Below are 22,686 nucleotides of genomic sequence, written 5' to 3'. Positions count from 1 at the left end.
CCGCTATTATTAGCGGTTTTTTCTTTTCCTTATGTAAATCCACACAATCAATGTTACAATTGCTGAAATAAATAAAATCCATATTCCATAATGATGTAAACTATATTCAACAAAACGCCATTTCTCTCCTAACTTCCAGCCAAGCCCAATAAAAACACTTATCCAAATGAGTGCACCACCGTAAGCATACAAACAAAAACGCCACCATGTTAAATTCGAAACCCCCGCAAAATACGCTGTTAAGTGACGTACCCCCGGTATAAAGTAACCAATCATTAAAAGAAACGGACCGTATTTTTCAAATAAAATATGTGTTTTTTCAATATGATGTTCTTTAATTCTAATTTTCGGCCCATATTTTTTTAAAACAGGAAGTCCGAGTTTTAAACCTAATATGTAACTTAACGTAATACCAATCATTGCCCCTGCCATTCCACTTGAAAAAGCAGCTGTTCCTGACATAACTCCTTTTGAAATATTATAACCAATAAAAGTCAGTAAAAACTCATCTGGTATTGGTAATCCAACAATCCCACCAGCTAAAGCTATAATAATTCCAAAATACCCATAATGTGAGATTAACTCGCCAATATGTTGTTCCATTCGGAAGACACATCCTATGCACGATCGTTATTCCATATTGTGCCCGTTCTATCTTTAAGACAAACATGGTATACATATTCACTATACATTGTTTTTATAATGAACTCTACTTCTACTCATTCCCTTAGGCGAGAGAAAATAAAACTTTAATCAGTAAGTGTTTTTATCCATCTCCACTGATTATTAGCCCGCACCACGCAGGATTAAAAAATAAAAATTCATATGCTTGTTTTTTTGTTACAATAAAGGAAAGTTACTTTTCGCAACGGTTTAACTCTCAAGAAAAATGATATATCTAGCAAAAACATAGTTTGGTCTATATAACGCAACTTCTACCTATTAAAAGACATGCACCCTTTTACATACAACATCATTTTTCTAAATTATACAGGGGGGAACGAACATGACCATTAAAAATCAATTTATCCAAAAAGTTTACTATAAAACATTTTTAACAAAAGAAACTTCTACTCCGGTACCGGAAGTACTCGGTGAAGCTTATATAAATGAATCTAACAATGAATTCTCCAATATATCTAATATTCGCTTTGCTCAAGGTGAATTTTATTACCAAAATAAAGATTTTGAAGCAGCTATATTTAAGTGGGAGAAAGTAAATAACGCCCTTGAACTTTGGGCAACCAAAAATATTGCTGATGCCTATTTTGAACTAGGATTCTTACCAAAAGCAGAAGAAATTTATCAATCTATTCAAACTGAAGATACAACTCTTACGATGGAAGTTTCCTTACAACTTCTTTCTCTTTATATCGAACAAGATCGTTTAGGGCTAGCCTTTAAGACGATTAGTGAAGCTGTTGCATTTCAACCGGACTATCCAAATATTACTGCAATCGCACGTTCTTTCTATGAAAAACAAGAGGATTGGAACAACGCTATCGAACTAGCAGTTCAAGAAGGAATTCGAACGCAATCTCTACACTGGTTTGATACTTTAATCAATTACGTGAACCAAGGATTTACTAAAAAGATTAAACCGGAATATTTCTATGAATCTTTAAAAGCTCTATATACTATTGATCAATCCCAATTTAAAGACTTTGTTATTGCTCTTTGGAACAGCTATCAAAATGAACCATTATATCTTTCTTGGATCCAAAGTATGAATCATTTATTCTTACATATTGAAACAGATAACAATGACAATTGGAATGAAATTTCTATCCGATACCAAGAAACATACTTTGCATTAATTACTGGCGATCATTTTATGCATGAATTAAACGGTCTTGTGCCCGATTTATTAACAAATTGGTTTAGTTTAACAAAAGCAAAAGATTCCTTACTTGTCTCTGCCGCAGTATTAGCATGGAATGAAGTTTCACCTACAACTTTAGAATCATTACTCGTAAAAAGTGCTGGAGCCTTACTTGCTAATTCATCAGCTGAAACAAATGTAGATATGGAAACCGTTTCTCATTTATTCGAAACAATTGCTGTTTGGGCTGAAAAAAATGATGTAGATTTAAGTCATCAATTTACGCTACTCGTTCATGAACTATATGATTTAAATGTTACTCAACTACTAATAGCTGGAACTAGCGACCATGATAAAGCATCATTCATCAATTCAATATTAGGAGAAAATATATTAGCTGAAACTGTAACAGCTCCTATTCTATTTAAAGACGATAGTCAAACTGAAATAACAGAATTCACTGATTTAGATGTAAAAACTATACCGAATTTCGATGAATTCCACCAAGTAATGGATATATCTTCCCAGTCAGAGCCTGAGAAAAAATGTATAGAAATTAAGTTACCAAGTAGATTTTTAAGAAAAAATAAGTTTGCATTTCTTGTTACACCATCTGTTCAAGGGCAATTGGATAAAAACAGCTCATACTTTGAATACTTACAAGCATCAGATAGCCTCATTTACGTATTAAATTCTGCTTCACCATTACATGGTGAAGATCTTGATACATTACTTTATTTACGTGAACAAGTGCCAAACTTACAAATTCATTTCGTATTACACACAAATAATACGACTGCTAATGAAAATCTAATTAGTAAACTTAAAGTCCATTTCCCAAATGCAAAATTCTTCCCGTACTCTCCTTCCCAAGAGAGTAGCCAGCAACTTGGGGATGTAACAGAGTCCATTCTCTCTAATCTTGCAGAACGTGACATAGAAAAAGAACGTATAGAAAAGCTAATATGGTTTACTCAAAAGACAATTGCGTACCTTGTGAATGAACGTGTGGAATTAGAAAATACATTAGTGAAATCAGTACGTTGGAATAAACATATCTCAGTGAAACTTACTGGATTCATTAATAATCTTACTGCTCTTGAAAAAGACAAAATTCGTTCTATCACAGAATCTTATCTATTAACGAAAGAAGAAATTACACGAGATATACATTCTCAAATTCCTGAATTATTACAGAGCTGCTCTGACCTTGTTCAAGAAGAGAGTGATTTCAAATTAGTTCATGAAGAATTAAATGCTGCAATGAACGAAAGAATTCAAAAACATGTACAACAAGTTCTTCTTCCTAAATTTACTGGGTCTATTCAAGAATGGATTGAAACAGCACATAATGAATTTATTCAAGCTCAGGCTTATTTAGATGAAATGAGTGAAACGTTTAATAAATTATATAAAGAAGAACGTATGAAGCTTCCTTGTGATTTCAAATTACTAGATGATTGGCATCGAGATGTTATACGAATGACGAATAGAATTACCGTAACAAACATCAATATTTTACTACGCTTTACCCCGACACAATTTTTCTTAAAGAGTGCCGGAAAACTATTTGGTAATATGCAAAAAAACCAATCTATGCTCGCAAACAAATATAAACAATATATCGAAACGGAAGACTATACAGAAATTGCTCAAACAATTTCAAAGCAATTTTTCCTTCAATTTGAAGTATTTGAAGGTGCATTAGAACGTGATATCATGATGTTCTTTAAAGATCCACTTAGCATATTGAAACAAAATGTAGAAGCAGCTCAACTTGAGATACAAGAAGACGAACAAACATTAGCAACGCTAAGAAGCAATCCAGAAACGTATCATGATCCTTTAGCATTATTTAAACTGCAAATACTGCAGCACAAATTCGTTTTAAGTACTAACAAAAACAATGAAGACATCTTTGTATCTAATGAGTCTCCTACTGTTTAACATAAAAAACCAAGCAAACTAAAATTTGCTTGGTTTTTTACTTTAATTCATTATTTTCACATGTTCAAATGGGTAATAAATTGCTGTTAACTTTCCTAAGACATCAGATCTATCAATAAGCCCTAAACCATTTCTACTATCTCTGCTTATTAAGCGATTATCTCCCATAACAAAAATCTTATTTTTAGGAACTGTAATCGGTCCAAAGTCTTCTGTTAAATTCATAAGTAATTTTTCAGCTTGTTTTTTATTATTCTGTAAGTACTCTTCATTTTTCACTTCATCGTTCACATATAGTTGATCATTTCTCATCTCAATTACATCACCCGGTAATCCAATCACTCTCTTTACATAAAAATTATCTGTCTTCACAACAATAATGTCTTCTCTCTTATAGCTTTCAAATTGTTTTGCTAACTTATTAACAATCACCTTATCCCCATCTTGTAACGTCGGCCTCATGGATGCTCCTTTTACAGTCGTAGGAAAAAACACAAAAATTTTCGCCAAAAACACCAATAAACATGCAATTGCAATTATCTCCAAGAATTCACGCAAACGTTTTTTCTTTTGCATCATTCCACCATCTCATCATCTTTTTACTTTTATTATAAATAATTCAACTGGTAATTTTCCATAAAATTCTGAATTATTAAATCTATATATCCTAAAATATTAATATTTACAAACGTACTATTCTGATATACTATATTTTGCATTTATTATTATATTTTTACTTAGGAGGACTTTTTCTATGAAAGTTATGCTTAAAAATGAAAATACTGGCCAAATTAAACAAGCAAAAATCGGTTTTAGTTGGACTGTATTTTTCTTTGGTTTCCTCCCTGCTATATTCCGCGGCGATTGGAAATGGTTTTTAATTATTTTAGTCGCTAGCATGTTTACATTTGGATTCTCTAACCTAGTATTCTGCTTTATTTACAACAAACTTTACATCAACGATTTATTAGCTCAAGGCTATAAAGCAGCTGATGAATATAGTCTTTCTGCTCTACAACAAAAAAACATAGTAGCATAGCAATAAAAAAAGATACTCTCAAAATAGTCTATCTACTATTTTTGAGAGTATCTTTTTATAATCCTACATATACAATACACATCTGAGCAGCTACATATGTAAACCAAATCCAAAGTGGCTCATACTTCAATTTGCGCCCTCCGATATCTGTCACACCAATAATAAAATCAGAAATCACAAACAGTAAACCACCAAACGCCGGTAACCACCATATTCCTGCGTTCTCGTAATATAAGGCGAATGCAAAGCAAGCCATTCCTCCAACCCACAATCCGTAAATTAGAGCTCCTATCGTAAACAATTTATCCTGTTTTTCATTTCGGATAAAAAAGAACCACCCTATAATTAGAAAGAGTCCATATACAAGTAAACCAATCCCAAAACCATTCCACGAAATACCTTTTTCCAAAAATGCTTTCACATAAAAACAATGAGCCAGAGCGAAAGTAACCATTCCTCCAATTAATCGATGACCAATTGGAATCAAGCCTGCCATAAACAAATCTCCTACAGTCGATAAAGTCATACCAAGTGCAACCCACGTGCTATATTCTGCCGACGGATCTTGCAACCATATCCAAATTGCACTACCTGTTAAAGAAAAACTAAGAATAAGACGAATCGCTAAAGGTAACGGCATATTGTCTCTCGTTCTTTTTGTCTGCCGTATTGCATAAATCGCTCCCATGAAAAAGAGAATGATTTGCCCGATTAACACCATGTAAAGTACATTCATAACCTGTTCTCCTCAATAAATACTTTATTGTATCTTCTTTCGTTATATGTGGCCTGTTCTCCTTTTTCTCCCTAAAAAAAGAAGAACAATACTGCTCTTCCATTTTAATCGTTTTTCTGTTCTCTATGCTACTTGTTTTTTTTGCTCCATTTTCTGCTTAGCCGGGGTACGATTTACGACAATAATTCCTGCCGCTACACATGCTAAACCGAATAATACAAATGAATGAATTGCTTCTCCTAAAATCATGCACGATAATAACACACCAAATACAGGTATAAAGAACATATACATGGATACTTTTCCAACTTTATTGTATTTCATAATTGTATTCCAGATGCAAAAACCCGCTGCGGATAAGAAGGATAGATAGATTAGCATAAGTATTGCATGCAGACTAAATGTAAATGGCATGATTCCAGCTTGTAAAGCACCTATACATAATAGTCCTATAGAACCAAAAATCATTTGATATGCTGTCATATAGCCAATATCTAGTGTTTTGCTACCTTCTTTTGCTAATATGTTTCCATATGAATACATCATTGCTGCACTAAGAAGTAATACGCTACCGATACCAAAATGAAATGATAAACTCCCATCACTCGGTACATTTACTAAAATGACACCGCAAAAACCGATAGAAACCCCAATTATTTTTCTTATATTAAGAGCATCATCTTTATATAAAAAGTGTGCGAGTAAAATTTGAAAGAATGACGATGTTCCTGAAATAATAGCTCCTTCAATTCCCGAACTATAACTCATTCCAATATAAAAACATATATATTGAAGAAATGTTTGAAACAAACCAATTTGTAGTAACTGTTTCCCCGTTCCTTTTTTGAAGTGCATATCTTTTCCTAGCGCTTTAAAAAAGAATAATAGCATTACCCCAGATAAGAAGAAACGATAACCAGCAAATAGTATTTGCTCCCCAACTTCTTGTGGCTGAATTCCAAGTTCAGCATAACTTAATTTAATAAAAGGGAATGCGCTCCCCCATAAAAAAGTTGCTACTATCGCAGCAATAAACACGCCAATCGGATGGGTAAAAAATTTCTCTGTCTTCACTTGTTGTCTTCCTTTCCGATCTTTTTATGAACAATACTCATATATACCAAAGGAACTGTGAAAACACAAGTTTTCAGTTTATACTTAAAACAAAAGCATACCATCTCATAAAAACATATGATATAATATAGAATAATTACAACATAATAACTATTAAAATCAGATTCAACAGAAATGCTGCTATCCATTATGGATGGCAGCTTTCGTCGTTTTATAGAGGTTTCGATTTTGATTATTTTTCTCAATAAGAATTTGAAAGGAGCGGGTAGTAATGAACTCAGAAGCAAAAACATTACAAGCAAAAAAAACTATTTCTCATCCCTCTTTATGGGATACATTAAAAAAACATTATGAACTTATATTTGCAATCGCATCTGGTATTTTCATTTTAGCTGGGTGGTTATTTACAAAGAACGATGTAATGAATATAGGTATTACTTGCTATATCCTTGCTTATATAATCGGTGGATATGCAAAAGCAAAAGAAGGCATTGAAGATACAATTGAAGAAAAAGAGTTAAATGTCGAAATGCTCATGCTCTTTGCCGCTATCGGTGCTGCAATAATTGGTTACTGGGCAGAAGGTGCAATTTTAATCTTCATCTTCGCGCTAAGCGGTGCAATGGAATCTTATACGTTAAGTAAAAGTCAAAAAGAAATTTCAGCGCTTCTTGATTTACAACCTGAAGAAGCATTACGTATTTCAAATGGCACCGAGGAACGTATTCCCGTTGGCCAATTACAAATTAACGACATTATTTTAATTAAACCAGGTGAACGTGTTCCTGCTGACGGTACAATTCATAACGGTGAAACAAATATTGATGAAGCAGCGATCACTGGTGAGCCTATTCCTAATGAAAAAAAATATGGTGATGAAGTATTTGCAGGTACTGTAAATTTACGTGGTGCTATCGAAGTTAAAATCACGAAACCGAGCGATCAAACATTATTCCAAAAGATTATCCGTCTCGTCCAAAGTGCACAAAGTGAAAAATCACCATCACAATTATTCATCGAAAAGTTTGAAGGAACATATGTAAAAGGAGTACTAATCGTTGTTGCACTAATGATGTTCGTCCCCCATTTCTTACTTGACTGGAGCTGGAATGAAACGTTTTATCGTGCAATGATCTTACTTGTAGTCGCATCCCCCTGTGCACTCGTTGCTGCCATTACACCAGCAACGTTATCTGCAATTTCTAACGGAGCGAGAAACGGAATTCTCTTTAAAGGTGGTATACATTTAGAGCGTCTCGCGTCAGTAAAAGCCATCGCGTTTGATAAAACAGGCACATTAACACAAGGAAAACCTACCGTAACAGACGTATATGTTCGAGATACTATATCAGAAAAAGAAGTGCTCTCTATTACAGCATCGATTGAAAGTCACTCTACACATCCTTTAGCAGAAGCCATTGTTAATTATGCAAAACATGCTTATGACATTACATTACAAAAACCAGAAAACGTTGAAGATGTAACTGGTTTTGGTTTAAAGGGACTATTAAAAAACAAAGCTTATAAAATTGGTAAGGCTGATTTTATCGGTGAAGAAACAAAAACATTTCATAATGGTATTTCTATCTCCCTTGAAAAAGAGGGTAAAACTGTCGTGTATATAAGTGATGAAGATGGTATTCTTGGGCTTATCGCTTTAAAAGATACGCTTCGCCAAGAAACGATAGCTGCCATTCGAGACTTACAAAGCATTGGTGTCGAAGCAATTATGATTACCGGTGATAATGAGGAAACAGCAAAAGCAATTGCTTCTGAAAGTAATATAAAAGAATATTACGCATCGTGTTTACCAGAAACAAAAGTTGAAACGATTAAAAAATTAAAAGAAAAGTACGGTACAGTAGCAATGGTCGGAGACGGTATAAACGATGCCCCTGCGCTCGCTACCGCTAGTATTGGTGTCGCAATGGGTGAAGGAACAGATGTAGCCTTAGAAACTGCAGACGTTGTACTTATGAAGAACGAATTATCTCGACTTTCCCAAGCAATCCGTTTATCAAAACGAATGAACCGTATTGTAAAGCAAAACGTAATCTTTTCTCTAGCTGTAATTGCAATACTCATATGTTCAAACTTCTTGCAATTTTTAGCTCTTCCATTTGGTGTTATTGGGCATGAGGGAAGTACGATTCTTGTCATTTTAAACGGTTTACGCTTATTAAAAGGAAACAATTAAAGCGGGTCCCTCATAAAGGACCCGCTTTTTCTAATGGTAGCTATTATGACCGTTCGCACTGCTGCTCGTTTTATGCTTTGGATGCGAACTGCCCTTTTGTTTATTGTTACTTTTATTATTGTGGTTCTTTTTATTATTACTCATGAAATATCCCCCCTGTTCCCTTTTATTATGGAACAAGAGCTCATTTTTCATTACGGGAATTATTGTCACCCGTTCTATAATGATGGAGTAAGCCATTAATTTCACCGCCAAGTAAAATGACCCATCCAGTTAAATAAAACCATAACATTAAAACAATGATACCACCGAGACCACCATATGTATTGGCGTAATTCGCAAATTTATCTACATAAAAAGCAAATGAGTACGATACCACAATCCATCCTACAGTAGCAAATAATGCTCCTGAAATGACTTCTTTTCTTTTTAACTTTCGATCTGGTGCAAACGTATATAAAAAACTAAACAATGCAAATAGCACAAAGAAACTCGCTACTAATCGAGCAATACTCCACACGTAAGAAAAACTATCCGATAAACCGATTATTTTAAACACCGCTGCCCCAATCACTTGCCCAAATACCGGGACAATTAACGCAAATACAATCATAAAAATAATAGCCAATGTAAACACAATTGATAAAGCTCTAGTTTTAATAAAAGAACGGGTTTCCGTTACATCATACGCACGGTTAAAAGCATTCATAACCGCATTCACCCCATTTGAAGCAAACCATAACATCGATAGTAAACCAAATGATAGCAAACCACCATTTTGCTCATTTACAACTTTATCTACGTTCACTTCAATTAAGTTCATCGCATCTTCCGGTACGTACGGTTCTAATAAATTGAGCACACTTTCTGTTTGAAGGTCAATGAATCCAAGAAGCGTAATTAAGAAAACAAGCCCAGGAAAAATAGCAAGCAAGAAGAAATAAGCGAGCTGTGCTGCCAAGCCCGCTACATCATCGCGCATCGTTCGGTCATATAAATCTTTTCCAAACGAGTAAGTGCGATGTCTCCTCACCTTTTCTAATATTTTTCTCATATATGTTTAGACGCTTTTCTTCTCTTCTTTATCTTGTTTCAATTCAATGTACGCTTCAGTTTTTTTTTCCTCTGCATTTGAGTCTTTCATAAATAACTCACGTGCCTCTTTCATACCACCATCTTCAGCTACTACTGGCTCTTCTTCTACTTTAAGTTCATCTACCTTTGGAGATACAGCTTGAATTTCAATTGTTTCTGGCTTTTCGTCTAAATCAACTTTTTTCTTACTAAAAATTTCTTTCGTTTCTTTTAACGTTTCTACAACAGACGGCGTCAATTTTTTGATTTCTGCTACTTTCGCTTTCACTACATTGAAATCAGCAAGTTCGCGTCCTTTATCTGTAACAGTTTGCACTTTCTCTTTTATCTTTGCATTTTCTCCAATTTCAATCATCTTTGTTTTTGCTTTTTCTGCTGTATTTTTTACTTTTTCACGATTTTCTTTCTTTAACATAGATACAGCGACACCTGCTGCTACACCAATCGCAATGTTTCGAGCAATATTATTTTTCTTTGCCATATTCCTTCACCCTTTCATTTCTTATGTTAGAAAGTATTTCTTTCTAAGCTTCCTCATATTCCTTGTTCGTTTCGAATGAAAGCTAATAGCTTTGCACACCCTTCTGTTACAAGGCCATACACTTCTTGGAAATTACCTGTAAAGTAAGGGTCAGGAACGTCTGTCCAGCCACCGTCTGGAACAAAATCGGACAGCCTACCAATATAGCCTCCAGTTTTACCTAAACTTTTTAAATCTGCTATATTCTTGTTGTCCATGGCAATAATATAATCAAACTTTGTTAAGTCTTCTTTTTCTACTTGACGTGCTTTAATTCCTTCAAAAGCGACTTCATTTTCTTTTAAAATTTTTTGTGTTCCTTTATGTGGTGGATGACCAATATGCCAATCTCCAGTTCCTGCAGAATCAATGACAATTTTCTCCTCAAGTCCCTCTTTTACGACAAGATTTCGAAAAATCGCTTCTGCCATTGGAGAACGGCAAATGTTCCCAAGACAAACAAACAATACTTGAACCATATTTTTGTTTCTTCCTTTCTTGGTGCATTTCTATATATACTTATAGTATAAACAACCAATTATTAATTATAAAGGAAATCCCCACTAATTTAATAGGATTGAAAAGATTCATTAACGAAAATGATAAAAAATGTTAAGATAACCTTATGTTATTTTAAAGGGGGACACTTCGGTGGATTTATCCGTAAAGTCAGAAGAAAACGTTGAATATATGGTCGAAGCTATTAAAGAAAAATTACGTATGGTTAATGCTGGAGCGATGAGAGCTGCTAGCTTTAATGAAGAAATGTACGAAGATTTACGTGACATTTATGAACATGTTATGAAACGTGAAACATTCAGCATCAGTGAAATGCAAGCTATTACAGAAGAATTAGGTACATTAATTAAAAAATAACAAAGGGCCTCGAGTTTCGAGGTTCTTTTTAATTCCAACAAATTCATGACAAATCTTCTCTTTTCTTCCAGCAATTTTTAAATGCTGTACAATAGAAATAGAACCTCACCTTAGATTTTTTTCTCCATACATACTACTCACAAATAATAGCAACACTACCATTGCTAACTGTTTTTACTGGAGGTGCTTACTTATGAGCAATTGGTACAGTAAGACGAAAGATCAAATAGTAACAGATTTTAAAACAAATGAGCAAAATGGCTTAACAACCGAAAGCGTAAATGAACGTGTAAAGCGGTATGGGCCAAATGAATTGACTTCAAAACAAAAACGTACTTTATGGCAGCGGATTTTTGCTCAAGTTAATGACGTCCTCGTATATGTTCTTCTTGTAGCTGCACTTATTTCCGCATTTGTAGGAGAATGGGCGGATGCAAGTATTATCGCGCTCGTTGTCATATTAAATGCAGTTATTGGTGTAATCCAAGAATCCAAAGCTGAGCAGGCCTTAGAAGCACTAAAGAAAATGGCAACGCCTAAAGCCATTGTAAAACGAGACGGTGAGCTAAAAGAAATTCCATCTGAACAAGTCGTTCCAGGTGATATTGTCATGCTCGATGCCGGGCGTTATATCCCATGTGATTTGCGCCTTATCGAAACAGCAAATTTAAAAGTTGAAGAATCTGCTCTCACTGGTGAGTCTGTCCCTGTTGATAAGGATGCACTTTACCATCCTTCTATACAAACTGATGAACAAGTACCACTGGGCGATCAAAAAAACATGGCCTTCATGTCGACGCTTGTAACGTATGGACGAGGCGTCGGTATTGCTGTTGAAACAGGAATGAATTCACAAATTGGTAAGATTGCAACTCTTTTACATGAAGCAGACGATGATATGACGCCACTTCAAAAGAGCTTAGCACAAGTAGGGAAATATTTAGGATTTGTCGCTGTAGCTATTTGCGCTACTATGTTTCTCATTGGTTTTTTACAGGGCCGGGATACGTTAGAAATGTTTATGACTGCAATTAGTTTAGCTGTTGCAGCCATTCCAGAAGGTTTACCCGCTATTGTTTCTATCGTTCTTGCAATTGGTGTTCAGCGCATGATTAAACAAAATGTTATCATTCGTAAACTACCGGCTGTTGAAGCTCTCGGGTCTGTCACAATTATTTGTTCAGATAAAACAGGTACCTTAACTCAAAATAAAATGACCGTTACTCACTTTTATAGTGATAACACATACGATCACTTAGAAAATTTGAATGTAAATAACGATGTACAACGCCTATTGTTAGAAAATATGGTGTTATGTAATGATGCATCTTATAACAGTGAATCCCAAACGGGGGATCCCACTGAAATTGCCCTTCTCGTTGCTGGAAGTACTTTTAACATGCAAAAAGATGATTTAGAAAATAAACATGAACGTGTTAATGAGGTACCTTTTGATTCAGATCGTAAAATGATGTCAACAGTGCATACATACGATGAGAGCTACTATAGTATGACGAAAGGCGCCATCGATAAGCTCTTGCCTCGATGTACCCATATTTTTAAAAATGGCAAAATAGAGGCTCTAACAGATTCTAATAAAAATCAAATATTAGACGCTGCCGGGGCAATGTCACAAGAAGCTTTAAGAGTACTTTCATTCGCATTTAAACAATACAATTCAAGCGAGGTAGATATAGATCATCTTGAAGAAAACCTCATCTTTATCGGCCTTGTCGGTATGATTGATCCACCGCGAACAGAAGTAAAGGATTCTATTACAGAATGTAAAAAAGCTGGTATTCGCACAGTCATGATTACAGGTGACCATAAAGACACAGCTTTTGCAATCGCAAAAGAACTTGGGATTGCTGAAGAAAAATCTGAAATTATGATTGGAACTGAATTAGATACCATTTCAGATACAGAACTAGCAAGTAAAATTAATCATTTAAATGTCTTTGCTAGAGTCTCTCCCGAACATAAGGTGAAGATTGTAAAAGCATTACGCGACAAAGGTAACATTGTTTCCATGACTGGTGACGGTGTAAATGATGCCCCATCTTTAAAGCAAGCAGATGTTGGAGTAGCTATGGGAATTACAGGAACGGATGTAGCAAAAGGCGCCGCAGATGTGGTTTTAACAGATGATAACTTCTCATCTATCGTTAAAGCGGTTGAAGAAGGAAGAAACATTTATCGTAATATTAAAAAGTCGATTCTCTTCCTACTTTCTTGTAATTTTGGAGAGATTATCGCTTTATTTTTAGCTATTTTACTTGGTTGGGCAACACCACTACGACCTATTCATATTCTATGGGTCAATTTAATCACAGATACATTGCCCGCATTATCACTCGGTGTTGATCCCGAAGACCCTGATGTAATGAAAGAAAAACCACGTCATGCAAAAGAAAGCTTATTTAGCGGGAGCGTCCCTTTTCTTATTTTCAATGGAGTTGTAATTGGACTTTTAACGTTAGCAGCCTTTATCGTCGGGGCAAAACTCTATTCCGGAGATACAAACCTATTTCCACTTTTCCCCGAGCAAATTGATGAAGACGCTCTATTACACGCTCAAACAATGGCATTTGTCGTTCTTAGTTTTTCTCAGCTCGTTCATTCGTTTAACTTACGTTCAAGAACGAAATCCATTTTTTCAATTGGGATATTTACAAATAAATATTTAGTTTTCTCCCTTCTTATCGGTGTTCTTATGCAAGTGTGCATCATCTCCATCCCACCTCTTGCAAATATATTTGGTGTCCATGCATTAACGATGCGAGATTGTGGATTTGTTCTCTTACTAAGTATCATTCCGCTTGTTGTGAATGAAATCATTAAATTAGTTAAGAGAAACTAAAAGGCAATGAGGACTGTTCCTCATTGCCTTTTCTTTATCCTTGTAATTCTTTTTTGATATTCTCTGTTAATGTAGCCATGCGCTTGCGACTTTCTTCACGCTCACGTTTATTTTGCTCTTCAATTTGTTGTGTTTCTTGCATACCTCTTGAAATAATGTTCCAAGTTTCCTCAAGTGTTTCCATTTTAATACTAGAAGAACCTGATAATCTCGCTACTTCCACACTTTGCGTTGCAATATTTTGTGCATTTTTCTTAAGTAACTCATTTGTACGGCGATCCAGTTCAGCCATAGAGTCTGCAACAAGCTTTTGACGCTTCGCATTTACTGCTTGAATAATACCATTTTTAAAGATCGGAATCGTTGTAATAAATGCTGTATTGATTTTACCGATTAATTTATTGTTACCACGTTGTACCATACGAATTTGTGGTGCTGTAAGTAACGCAACCATACGTGCCTTTTCTAAATCATCAATACGCTGTTCTAAAATTTCAACAGAGTTTTTAAGAGATTCTAATTCAATACCTGCTAACTGATCATTATTACGTACGCGCTCTTCATACATTGGAACTAACTCTGTATTTAAACGCTCTAATAACATTTCTCCTGCTACTACGTATTTTTCTAAGTCTAAGTAATATTTTAAGTTTTGCTCATATAAACCGTCTAACGTACCAATTGATTTTTTCATTTCATCTTGATACTTCGTAATTTCCACGTATACTTTATCCATTTCACGGCCCATCGTTTGATACTTGCTAAAGATTTGTTCAATCATTTTATCCGCTTTTTTGAACATACGTGAGAAGAAACCACTTTTCTCTTCCGCAAAGTCTTTGCTATCAAATTTGTCCATAATTTTACCAAGCTGTTTTAACAATTCACCAGAGTCTTCTATTTTCGATAAAGACATTGTATGTAAAATTTGATCTGCGAAACGTGAAATTTCCATAGAAGGCTCTTTTCCAAGCTCGATTAATTCTAATTGGTCTTTAATATCTACAGCGTTATAAATACGTTGTACTTCCTCATCTTGTCTAAGTTGCAAGCGAACATCTTGTGCAGTTTGCTCATTCAATTCTGTTTTCGAATCTAGTACGACTGGGTTATTCATATGACATTCTCCCTTTCCTTATAAAAACGGACGAAATAGTCCTTTTATTGTTTGTGATAAATTTTTATAGGCTGATGAACCATGAAACTCAAGATCAAAATTAACTTCTTCAAGCCAATGTGAATCAAATGCTCCTGCTTCAATATACGGTTCAATATCGTTTCTCCCCGTCGGATTAAAGTGGAATACATCTACTCCAATTTGATTTAAAAACAGTAATAAAACAGCATCAGAACGACTTAATTCTCCGCTCTTCTCATTATTAAATATAACAATTTTCGGCACTTCTTGCGAATAATCAAATTTCTCAAGCTGTTCCAAAATATTCGGTGGTATTTGAGAGAGCTGCGCGAAAACATATAATGCTACCTCTTGTTTCGTCTCTTTCCCAATTGGTTTACACATTTCACTTTCACACGTATGAATAATTGCCTCTGCAATGCCATGCTGCAATCCTTCTGGTAGACGTTTATGTGGCCACCAATGGCTATTCATAATTAAATCTGGATGCAACTTCCCTGCCCGATCTAATGCATCTCGATAATGATATTGGAAATTCGCTTTTTGTTCTTTCGTAAACGGAAATGTATTAATTAATAAACTATTATCAAATGATGTAACAGCCTTTAATCGCTGAAAATATTCTTTATCATTCTTTGACACACCTGATATTTTTGCAAATAAAGAAGGGATATAAATATGCTTATTTTCAACAAAGAATGTTGGGCGTACAAATGCTTTTTCTTTCGTAATTAAAAAGAGTTCATCATACGTTGTTTTGAGCGTACGAGCTACTGGTGTATATGAACGGAATTGCCACGGTTTGTATAATAGTGAATTATCGTGGTGAAGTACTTGCTCAATTTCCTTTGAAGCTTGATACGCTACTGTTGCAACTCGCTCACGACGACGATCGGGGAATGGTTCAAGAGAAATACGACTAGAATGAGACACAACAAAAGTTCTTCCCGCTTCATCAATATCCTCAAATCCATCTTTCCCCTCAGGGTGATAATAAAGTACATCGCAGCCGAGCATAATAAGAAAGTATAAGAAATATATACGACTCTCCGTCGCATCACCGTACCAAATGATACGTGGCATTTGTTTCTTATAATTAATAGTAGAGAACCACTTCGCTACGTAATTTTCACTTAGCTTAATGATATCAATTAAGAAGCGACGAAACCCTTCTGTTTTTAATGATTGATTATGTTGTTTTTCATATAATTTCAATACAGAAATAAACGTCGTATGTATATAATGCTGTAAATCAGGATTGTCTACTTGCGGTAATAGTTGTTTTCCAGACAAATGGGCTACAAGCCTATTTACTGTAAGTCCATTCGGTGCTTCTTGATGTAATGTAAACACTTCTTGAATATGGCGCAGTTTGTCGGGATCAATCACCTTATTTAAATTTTGTTCATGCAAAACCTCAATCCCTTTTGCTTCACTATAATCAAATAATTCATTGAAATATTCATCTACATCATTAGGAACACCAAGAATACGAGTTGCTATATAACTAAATTTCATCTCATTCTCTGTCAGTTCATATTGTGGGCGTTTTTCTAAAAGCGCTTCAAATTGCTTTAAATCTGATTCGTCTTTTAATGCACATGGTTGAAGTGTAAAACGTGAAAACACAACAGTTCACCTCCAAAAACATTTACGTTTTTTATAAAGTCTCTCTTCTATTATAAACTATTTTTGGTTATAAAAAATGGGCGCTCGCAAAACGAGCAAACCCATTTCAATTATTTATGATTATCTTTAGTAGCTGCAACTTCTTCTTTAGCTTGTCCAGAATTCTTCATGTAGTGAAGTATAAATGTTACTCCAAATGCTACAACTAAAATAATAAAGAACGCTGTATGACTTACTTCAATATGAATAACAGACAGTAACATTTTTACTGCAATAATTAAGATTAAAATATATGCTGTCGTTTCAAGCTCTGGAATACGTTCTAACAGTTTTAAGAATACGCCAGCGATACCACGCATCATTAAAATACCCAGCATTCCGCCTAATAGTAAAATCCAAACTTCATTCGATACACCAAATGCAGCAAGTACGCTATCTACAGAGAATGCGATATCCATTAATTCAACCATCGCAACCGTTCCCCAGAAAACACCGAACATTCTAATGAGAATACTATTTTGATTCATGCCATGAGCTTCTTCTTCTTCTGCATTACCTTTTCTTTTATCAATGAAGTATTTAATTGAAAGCCAAGCTAAGTAAAGTGCACCTAACACTTTTACCCACGATAATTTAATTAAGTACATTCCAATTCCAATCGCGATAAATCGGAATGCATAAGCTCCAATAAGCCCATAGAATAACGCTTTTTTTCGTTTCTCTTCCGGAAGATGCTTTACCATTACCGCTAACACAAGTGCGTTATCAGCAGATAATAAACCTTCAAGTACAACAAGTGTACCGATTAATCCCCAAGATACTGGATCTTGTAACACTTTAATCCACATATCTAAGTCGAAAAACTGAGCATACGTATTAAGGATTTCTTGCAAAATGCTCATCTTACCTTTATCCCCTATTCTTTGCTAGATTTATAGAAAGGTCAAAAAAAGGAAACGAATGTCGTTTCCTTTTATGCATCCAAGCCATACGCTCTTACAAGCGCACCTAAACCACCTTGGAAACCACTTCCTACTGCATTAAACTTCCACTGTCCATTATGACGGTATAATTCACAAAAGACAACTGCTGTTTCGATGGAGAAATCTTCCCCTAAATCAAAACGAAGCACTTCTTCATTTGTTTCTTCATTTGCTAAACGAACGAACGCATTTCCTACTTGGCCAAAGTTTTGATTACGGCCTTCTCCATCATAAATTGTAACTGTAATAGCAATTTTATGAACATCTGCTGGAACTTTCTTTAAGTCCACTACAAGTTGCTCATCGTCGCCTTCACCTTCACCTGTACGGTTATCTCCTGTATGTAACACTGATTCACAAGGAGACTGTAAATTATTATAGAAAATAAAATCAGTTTCCTTCGTACATTTGCCGTTCGCATCTAATAAAAAGGCAGATGCATCTAAATCGAAATCTGATCCACCATCATAAGATTTAATATCCCAGCCAAGACCAATTACCGCTTTTGTTAAACCAGGGCTTGTCTTACCTAAATCAATCTTCTGACCTTTTTGTAATTGAATAACCATGTATATTCACCTCTATATTTTAATTTTTAAAAATATATCCATCAGTAAACATATATTTACTGATGGATATATTAATCTATTACTCTACATCTAATCCAAAGTTATTACATAGAGAACCTAATCCACCTTGGAATCCACTTCCGATTGCATTGAATTTCCAATCACCTGCATGACGGTACAACTCTCCGACTACTACAGCAGTTTCAATAGAGAAATCTTCTCCTAAGTCATAACGAATTAATTCTGCATTCTTTTCTTCATCTAGAATACGTACGAAAGAGTTAGAAACTTGTCCGAAGTTTTGGCTACGGCCTTCTCCATCATAAATTGTAATTGTGAAGCAGATACGTTCGATATGTGCAGGTACATTTTTTAAATCTACTTTAATCGTTTCGTCATCGCCTTCACCGTCACCAGTTCGGTTATCTCCTAAATGCTCTACAGCACCATTCGCACCTTTTGGATTATTATAGAAAACGAAATCCTCTGCACCTGAAACTTTACCGTTAGCACCTACTAAGAAAATACTAACATCTAAATCGAAATCGTTTTGTCCGTCATAACGATTCGTATCCCAACCAAGTCCTACAAGAACTTTTGAAAGACCTGGATTCGTTTTTGTTAAGTCTACCTTTTGTCCTTTTTTCAATGAAATTGATGCCATATTCAATTCCTCCTTGGTTTATATTATTGATAACGTGATACAATCTCACTTAAGTTTTTATCTTGTGTGCCTTCTCCAACTGCTGAAAACTTCCATTCGTTTCCGTTTCGATACATTTCCCCTGCAATTAAAGTCGTTTTGCCAGCATAATTATCCGACAAGTTATAACGTGCTAATTCTTCACCTGTTTGTGGGTTTTGAATACGAATATATGCATTGCGAATCATCCCAAAATCTTGACGACGATTTACACAGTCATAGATATTTACAACGAATACTAAACGATTAATACGGCTCGGAACTTTATGTAATTCTACGAAAATTGTTTCGTCGTCACCAGCACCTTCACCTGTTAAATTATCTCCTGAATGAATAATACTACCACAAGTAGAAAGTTTGTTTCCGAAGTAAACTAGATCATTTTTATTTAAAAAATGCTCTCCTTCTAACATAACAACAGATGCATCACAATCTACACTTGGTTTACTTCCAAATAATGAAGACAGAAATCCACCTGATTGCCCAATTGGATCCCAGCCTAAGCCAACCTGTAGTTTCGCTACTCTCGGTTGTCCTTTCGTTAAATCAATCTTTTGACCTTTTTCTAAAATAATAGGCATGAAGTTTCTTCCTTTCTACAAAGCCTTTTCCGAATCGGAAAATATTGTATTCTTCTCTTACATTGTAGCATTATTTATCTAGTGAGAAAAAGGATAAATTCTCAGTTATATGAAAACATTCATATAACTTACTTGTGATGATGTAAGAAGTGGTAAATAGCACCAAGCATTCCTGCATGATTACGATTTTGTGCAAGGTTAATCTCGCAATTACTATAAATTTCAGGATTCAAGTATTTTCGCACCTCTGTCTTTACTTCTTCTAAAAACCGACTGCCTCTATTAGTAATCCCTCCACCAATAATAATTGCTTGCGGATTAAATATATAAGCAAGATTACTAATTCCAATTGCTAAATGTTTAAAAAATATTTGAACAGCATGTATAACTTCTTTATCTTTTTGATCATATAATTCAAAAATTGTTTCACCATTCCAATTACCGCTACCTTTATACTTTCGCACAAGATAAATTAATCCTGAAATCGAGGCAACTTCTTCAAACGTTTTCCCTTCGATCAACATATTTCCCCATTCACCAGCACTAAATGAATGACCTCTGTACAGTTCCTTATTAATAACAATAGCTCCCCCTATGCCTGTTCCAAGAGTAAGCATAATGAAATTACTTTCATCCCTTCCAACACCTTGCCACAGCTCTCCAAACGAAGCACAATTGACGTCATTTTCAATAGATATAGGAACTTTTAATTCTGTTTGTAATCTATCAATAATGGGAATACCAGCATAGCGTGGAATATGATCCACGCCGCCGGTTATAATTCCTTTATGAATATCTACAATTCCAGCTGTACTAATACCGATTCCAGAAACAACATGTTCATTCATTAATTGTTCCGCCAAACTAATGATTTTTTGAACGATTTGCTCCCCACCTACATGAGCCTCTGTTAATGTAGTTTCGTGATTTAATAATATCCCGAGTTCTGAAACAATCCCATATTTAATCTGTGTACCACCAATATCAAATGCAATATATTTTTTCACACTGTCACTCCCTATAACATTATGAATTTCATTCTTATGCATTGAAATAATGATATTTTCCTTTAATAAGAGTTTACAAGATTTACAGACCCAGCTTTTACGTAGACACTGTTGTATTCTTTATTATCTGAAACAATTTCATAATATGGCCCTTGTGGTGTATTAATTGTTCTCTTAATGGCTACCATAATATTCCGCGATGTAGTTCCAGTCTGACCTTCAGCCAAATTCTTAAATATCGGTGAACCTGTTGTCAACGTTCCAAGTCGATATTTATTTAAATCTTTACTTCCATTCATTGCATCAATTCTATACATAAGCGAGGCAATTTGTTGTCCCCAGTTTTCATCACTTGCATACATGACATTCATTCCTTCGGCTTTATCCCCCAAGTTCCCGCCATTATATGTATTTCCACTTGGATTTAAGTAATGCTTATCTATATATGCCGCACAAAAATCAATGCCTTCTTCCCATGTCTTGAATCCAGTCGCACCATTATATGGATCTGAATCTACCGCTCTAAAGCCAAATAAATTTTTCTTATCCTGCGCGATACGACTTGTTCCCCATCCAGATTCTAAAATTGCATGTGACACTAAGTAGCCAGCATTCATCTTATATTTCTCTGCTGCACTTACAAAATATTTTCCTAATCCTATAAGTGGACTATTTGCATTCGATTTACGTAAGAAATTATCAATTTCATCTCCTGTATAAGTAGATGTTGCACGAAGTGGCATATATTCAAAGTATTGATAACTATCTTGCCCTCCAACTTGCTTCTTATCGAAAGCCTCGTAACGCTCTCCTTCTTTTAAATGTTTCGGAGCATTACCAATCTGATACGTTGCATATTTACCATTTTCCGGATTGTATACATAATGATATAGCTTGCCATTTTTAGTTGCATAATACGACGTTTTCTCACCAGTCATTGTCGGATGTAATGTAACATCGTTTATATTCACATAACCTGTCATACCATCAATTTGGACATGAATACGATCCCCAACAGCTTTTACAAATTTCAGATCAGCTCCACCCTTTACATATGTGAGCTTTTTACCAGTCGTAATATCATAAATATTAATAACTCCATTTGCACGAACGAAACCTTGCTTCATATTTACAACTTTACCGTCACTTTTAATGTAAGCATCTTCTTTCATGTTCTGCATAATTTGTGTTGCTTCTGTTTCATTTGGTTTTTGAACCTTTTGTGATGAGGTAACAATTTCATAAGAAGACGAACCCTGTTTAACTTTTAGGAATTGTAATGAAACATAACCCTCTCCACCATTAAAACGGATTTTTGCCCAACCATTTTCTTTCCCTATAATTGTAACAGTCTCTCCATTTTTCAAATGACCAACAGCCGCCGCACCTGTTGATGGATCTTTACGCACATTTAATAAAGACGCATTTACAACAGCTCGTTCTTCTGTTACTTGTTCAGGACTTATTGGACTTGTTGGATCTATTGAATCCTTGCCGATCGTTATAAATTCTAACGATACATAACCTTCTTTTCCTTGATAGCTTATTTTCGCCCAGCCATTTGCTTTTCCTAGTACTGTTACCTTTTCTCCATTTTTCAGGTTACCTAGAACTGAGCTATTTGTATTCGCTTCGCTTCTTACTCGCAGGCTTGTCGCATTGATTGTTCCTATTTCTTGCGTTCCATTTGTAATGTTTTCCGCTGGCTTCTCTTCTGGTTTTCCTTCTTCTAACTTCACAAACTCTAACGATACATACCCTTCTTTTCCTTGGTAGCTTATTTTCGCCCAGCCATTTGCTTTTCCTAGTACTGTTACTTTTTCTCCATTTTTTAAGTTTCCTAAAACTGAGCTATTTGTATTCGCTTCGCTTCTTACTCGCAGGCTTGTCGCATTGATCGTTCCTATTTC

General features: G+C 35.0%; 20 protein-coding genes. 5 read left to right on the top strand and 15 right to left on the bottom strand.

Annotated features, from left to right (window positions below; all coding sequences use genetic code 11):
- Positions 1-9: 9 nt before the first annotated feature.
- Positions 10-603, bottom strand: coding sequence for a DedA family protein (locus COI75_RS20715; RefSeq protein ID WP_000434880.1), 594 nt, complete (start codon positions 601-603; stop codon positions 10-12).
- A gap of 403 nt (positions 604-1,006) precedes the next feature.
- Here COI75_RS20715 and COI75_RS20710 point away from each other — a divergent pair, with 403 nt between their 5' ends.
- Positions 1,007-3,769 (top strand): tetratricopeptide repeat protein, encoded by a 2,763-nt coding sequence (locus COI75_RS20710; RefSeq protein WP_000153123.1) that lies wholly within the window; start codon positions 1,007-1,009, stop codon positions 3,767-3,769.
- A gap of 42 nt (positions 3,770-3,811) precedes the next feature.
- Here the strand turns inward: COI75_RS20710 and lepB are convergent, their stop codons facing one another.
- Positions 3,812-4,348, bottom strand: coding sequence for a signal peptidase I (lepB, locus tag COI75_RS20705; protein ID WP_000983300.1), 537 nt, complete (start codon positions 4,346-4,348; stop codon positions 3,812-3,814).
- A 175-nt stretch (positions 4,349-4,523) separates the two neighbouring features.
- Between lepB and COI75_RS20700 the strand changes: the two genes are divergently transcribed.
- Positions 4,524-4,808, top strand: a complete 285-nt coding sequence (locus COI75_RS20700) for a hypothetical protein (RefSeq protein ID WP_000867044.1) — start codon at positions 4,524-4,526, stop codon at positions 4,806-4,808.
- 55 nt (positions 4,809-4,863) lie between these two features.
- Here COI75_RS20700 and COI75_RS20695 read toward each other — a convergent pair whose 3' ends face one another.
- Positions 4,864-5,544 (bottom strand): lysoplasmalogenase, encoded by a 681-nt coding sequence (locus COI75_RS20695; protein ID WP_001102006.1) that lies wholly within the window; start codon positions 5,542-5,544, stop codon positions 4,864-4,866.
- A 123-nt stretch (positions 5,545-5,667) separates the two neighbouring features.
- Positions 5,668-6,618, bottom strand: coding sequence for a DMT family transporter (locus tag COI75_RS20690; protein WP_000845684.1), 951 nt, complete (start codon positions 6,616-6,618; stop codon positions 5,668-5,670).
- A 271-nt stretch (positions 6,619-6,889) separates the two neighbouring features.
- Here COI75_RS20690 and COI75_RS20680 point away from each other — a divergent pair, with 271 nt between their 5' ends.
- On the top strand, positions 6,890-8,815 hold the full coding sequence (locus COI75_RS20680) for a heavy metal translocating P-type ATPase (RefSeq protein WP_001083559.1): 1,926 nt from the start codon (positions 6,890-6,892) through the stop codon (positions 8,813-8,815).
- Positions 8,816-8,999: 184 nt separating this feature from the next.
- Here the strand turns inward: COI75_RS20680 and COI75_RS20670 are convergent, their stop codons facing one another.
- Genes COI75_RS20670 through COI75_RS20660 form a run of 3 tightly spaced genes read right to left on the bottom strand, consistent with a single transcriptional unit; the run spans position 9,000 to position 10,909 of the window.
- The gene (locus tag COI75_RS20670; protein ID WP_001226521.1) at positions 9,000-9,869 is read right to left on the bottom strand and encodes a YihY/virulence factor BrkB family protein; all 870 of its coding nucleotides are present in this window, start codon (positions 9,867-9,869) and stop codon (positions 9,000-9,002) included.
- A gap of 6 nt (positions 9,870-9,875) precedes the next feature.
- Positions 9,876-10,391, bottom strand: coding sequence for a DUF4075 domain-containing protein (locus COI75_RS20665; RefSeq protein ID WP_001085383.1), 516 nt, complete (start codon positions 10,389-10,391; stop codon positions 9,876-9,878).
- Between the two features lie 53 nt (positions 10,392-10,444).
- Positions 10,445-10,909: a low molecular weight protein-tyrosine-phosphatase gene (locus COI75_RS20660; protein ID WP_002095924.1), complete on the bottom strand. Its 465-nt coding sequence runs from the start codon at positions 10,907-10,909 to the stop codon at positions 10,445-10,447.
- Positions 10,910-11,081: 172 nt separating this feature from the next.
- Between COI75_RS20660 and COI75_RS20655 the strand changes: the two genes are divergently transcribed.
- Positions 11,082-11,306 carry a DUF1128 domain-containing protein gene (locus tag COI75_RS20655; protein ID WP_000366197.1) on the top strand — a complete coding sequence of 75 codons (225 nt, stop codon included), beginning with the start codon at positions 11,082-11,084 and terminating at the stop codon, positions 11,304-11,306.
- A 193-nt stretch (positions 11,307-11,499) separates the two neighbouring features.
- Positions 11,500-14,166 (top strand): cation-translocating P-type ATPase, encoded by a 2,667-nt coding sequence (locus COI75_RS20650; RefSeq protein ID WP_098448614.1) that lies wholly within the window; start codon positions 11,500-11,502, stop codon positions 14,164-14,166.
- Positions 14,167-14,200: 34 nt separating this feature from the next.
- Here COI75_RS20650 and COI75_RS20645 read toward each other — a convergent pair whose 3' ends face one another.
- The 8 genes from COI75_RS20645 to COI75_RS20610 all read right to left on the bottom strand — a co-directional run.
- Entirely contained in the window at positions 14,201-15,283 is a 1,083-nt protein-coding gene (locus COI75_RS20645) for a toxic anion resistance protein (protein WP_001064421.1), read from the bottom strand.
- Between the two features lie 18 nt (positions 15,284-15,301).
- Positions 15,302-16,933 carry a YceG family protein gene (locus COI75_RS20640; RefSeq protein ID WP_000492829.1) on the bottom strand — a complete coding sequence of 544 codons (1,632 nt, stop codon included), beginning with the start codon at positions 16,931-16,933 and terminating at the stop codon, positions 15,302-15,304.
- A gap of 110 nt (positions 16,934-17,043) precedes the next feature.
- The gene (locus COI75_RS20635) at positions 17,044-17,835 is read right to left on the bottom strand and encodes a TerC family protein (RefSeq protein WP_000025682.1); all 792 of its coding nucleotides are present in this window, start codon (positions 17,833-17,835) and stop codon (positions 17,044-17,046) included.
- Positions 17,836-17,906: 71 nt separating this feature from the next.
- The gene (locus COI75_RS20630; protein WP_000236645.1) at positions 17,907-18,485 is read right to left on the bottom strand and encodes a TerD family protein; all 579 of its coding nucleotides are present in this window, start codon (positions 18,483-18,485) and stop codon (positions 17,907-17,909) included.
- Positions 18,486-18,564: 79 nt separating this feature from the next.
- Positions 18,565-19,149, bottom strand: coding sequence for a TerD family protein (locus tag COI75_RS20625; protein ID WP_000146725.1), 585 nt, complete (start codon positions 19,147-19,149; stop codon positions 18,565-18,567).
- Between the two features lie 23 nt (positions 19,150-19,172).
- Complete coding sequence (locus COI75_RS20620) at positions 19,173-19,769, bottom strand: TerD family protein (protein WP_001121600.1); 597 nt, start codon at positions 19,767-19,769, stop codon at positions 19,173-19,175.
- A 128-nt stretch (positions 19,770-19,897) separates the two neighbouring features.
- The gene (locus tag COI75_RS20615; RefSeq protein ID WP_000759856.1) at positions 19,898-20,776 is read right to left on the bottom strand and encodes an ROK family protein; all 879 of its coding nucleotides are present in this window, start codon (positions 20,774-20,776) and stop codon (positions 19,898-19,900) included.
- Positions 20,777-20,838: 62 nt separating this feature from the next.
- Positions 20,839-22,686: SH3 domain-containing protein (locus tag COI75_RS20610; protein WP_176535604.1), on the bottom strand; the 1,848-nt coding region annotated here is incomplete at its 5' end.

The organism is Bacillus cereus (assembly GCF_002564555.1).
Taxonomy (GTDB): Bacteria; Bacillota; Bacilli; order Bacillales; family Bacillaceae_G; genus Bacillus_A; species Bacillus_A cereus_K.
Note: the sequence above shows the minus strand (reverse complement) of the source record. Positions and strands in the feature narration are given on the sequence as shown.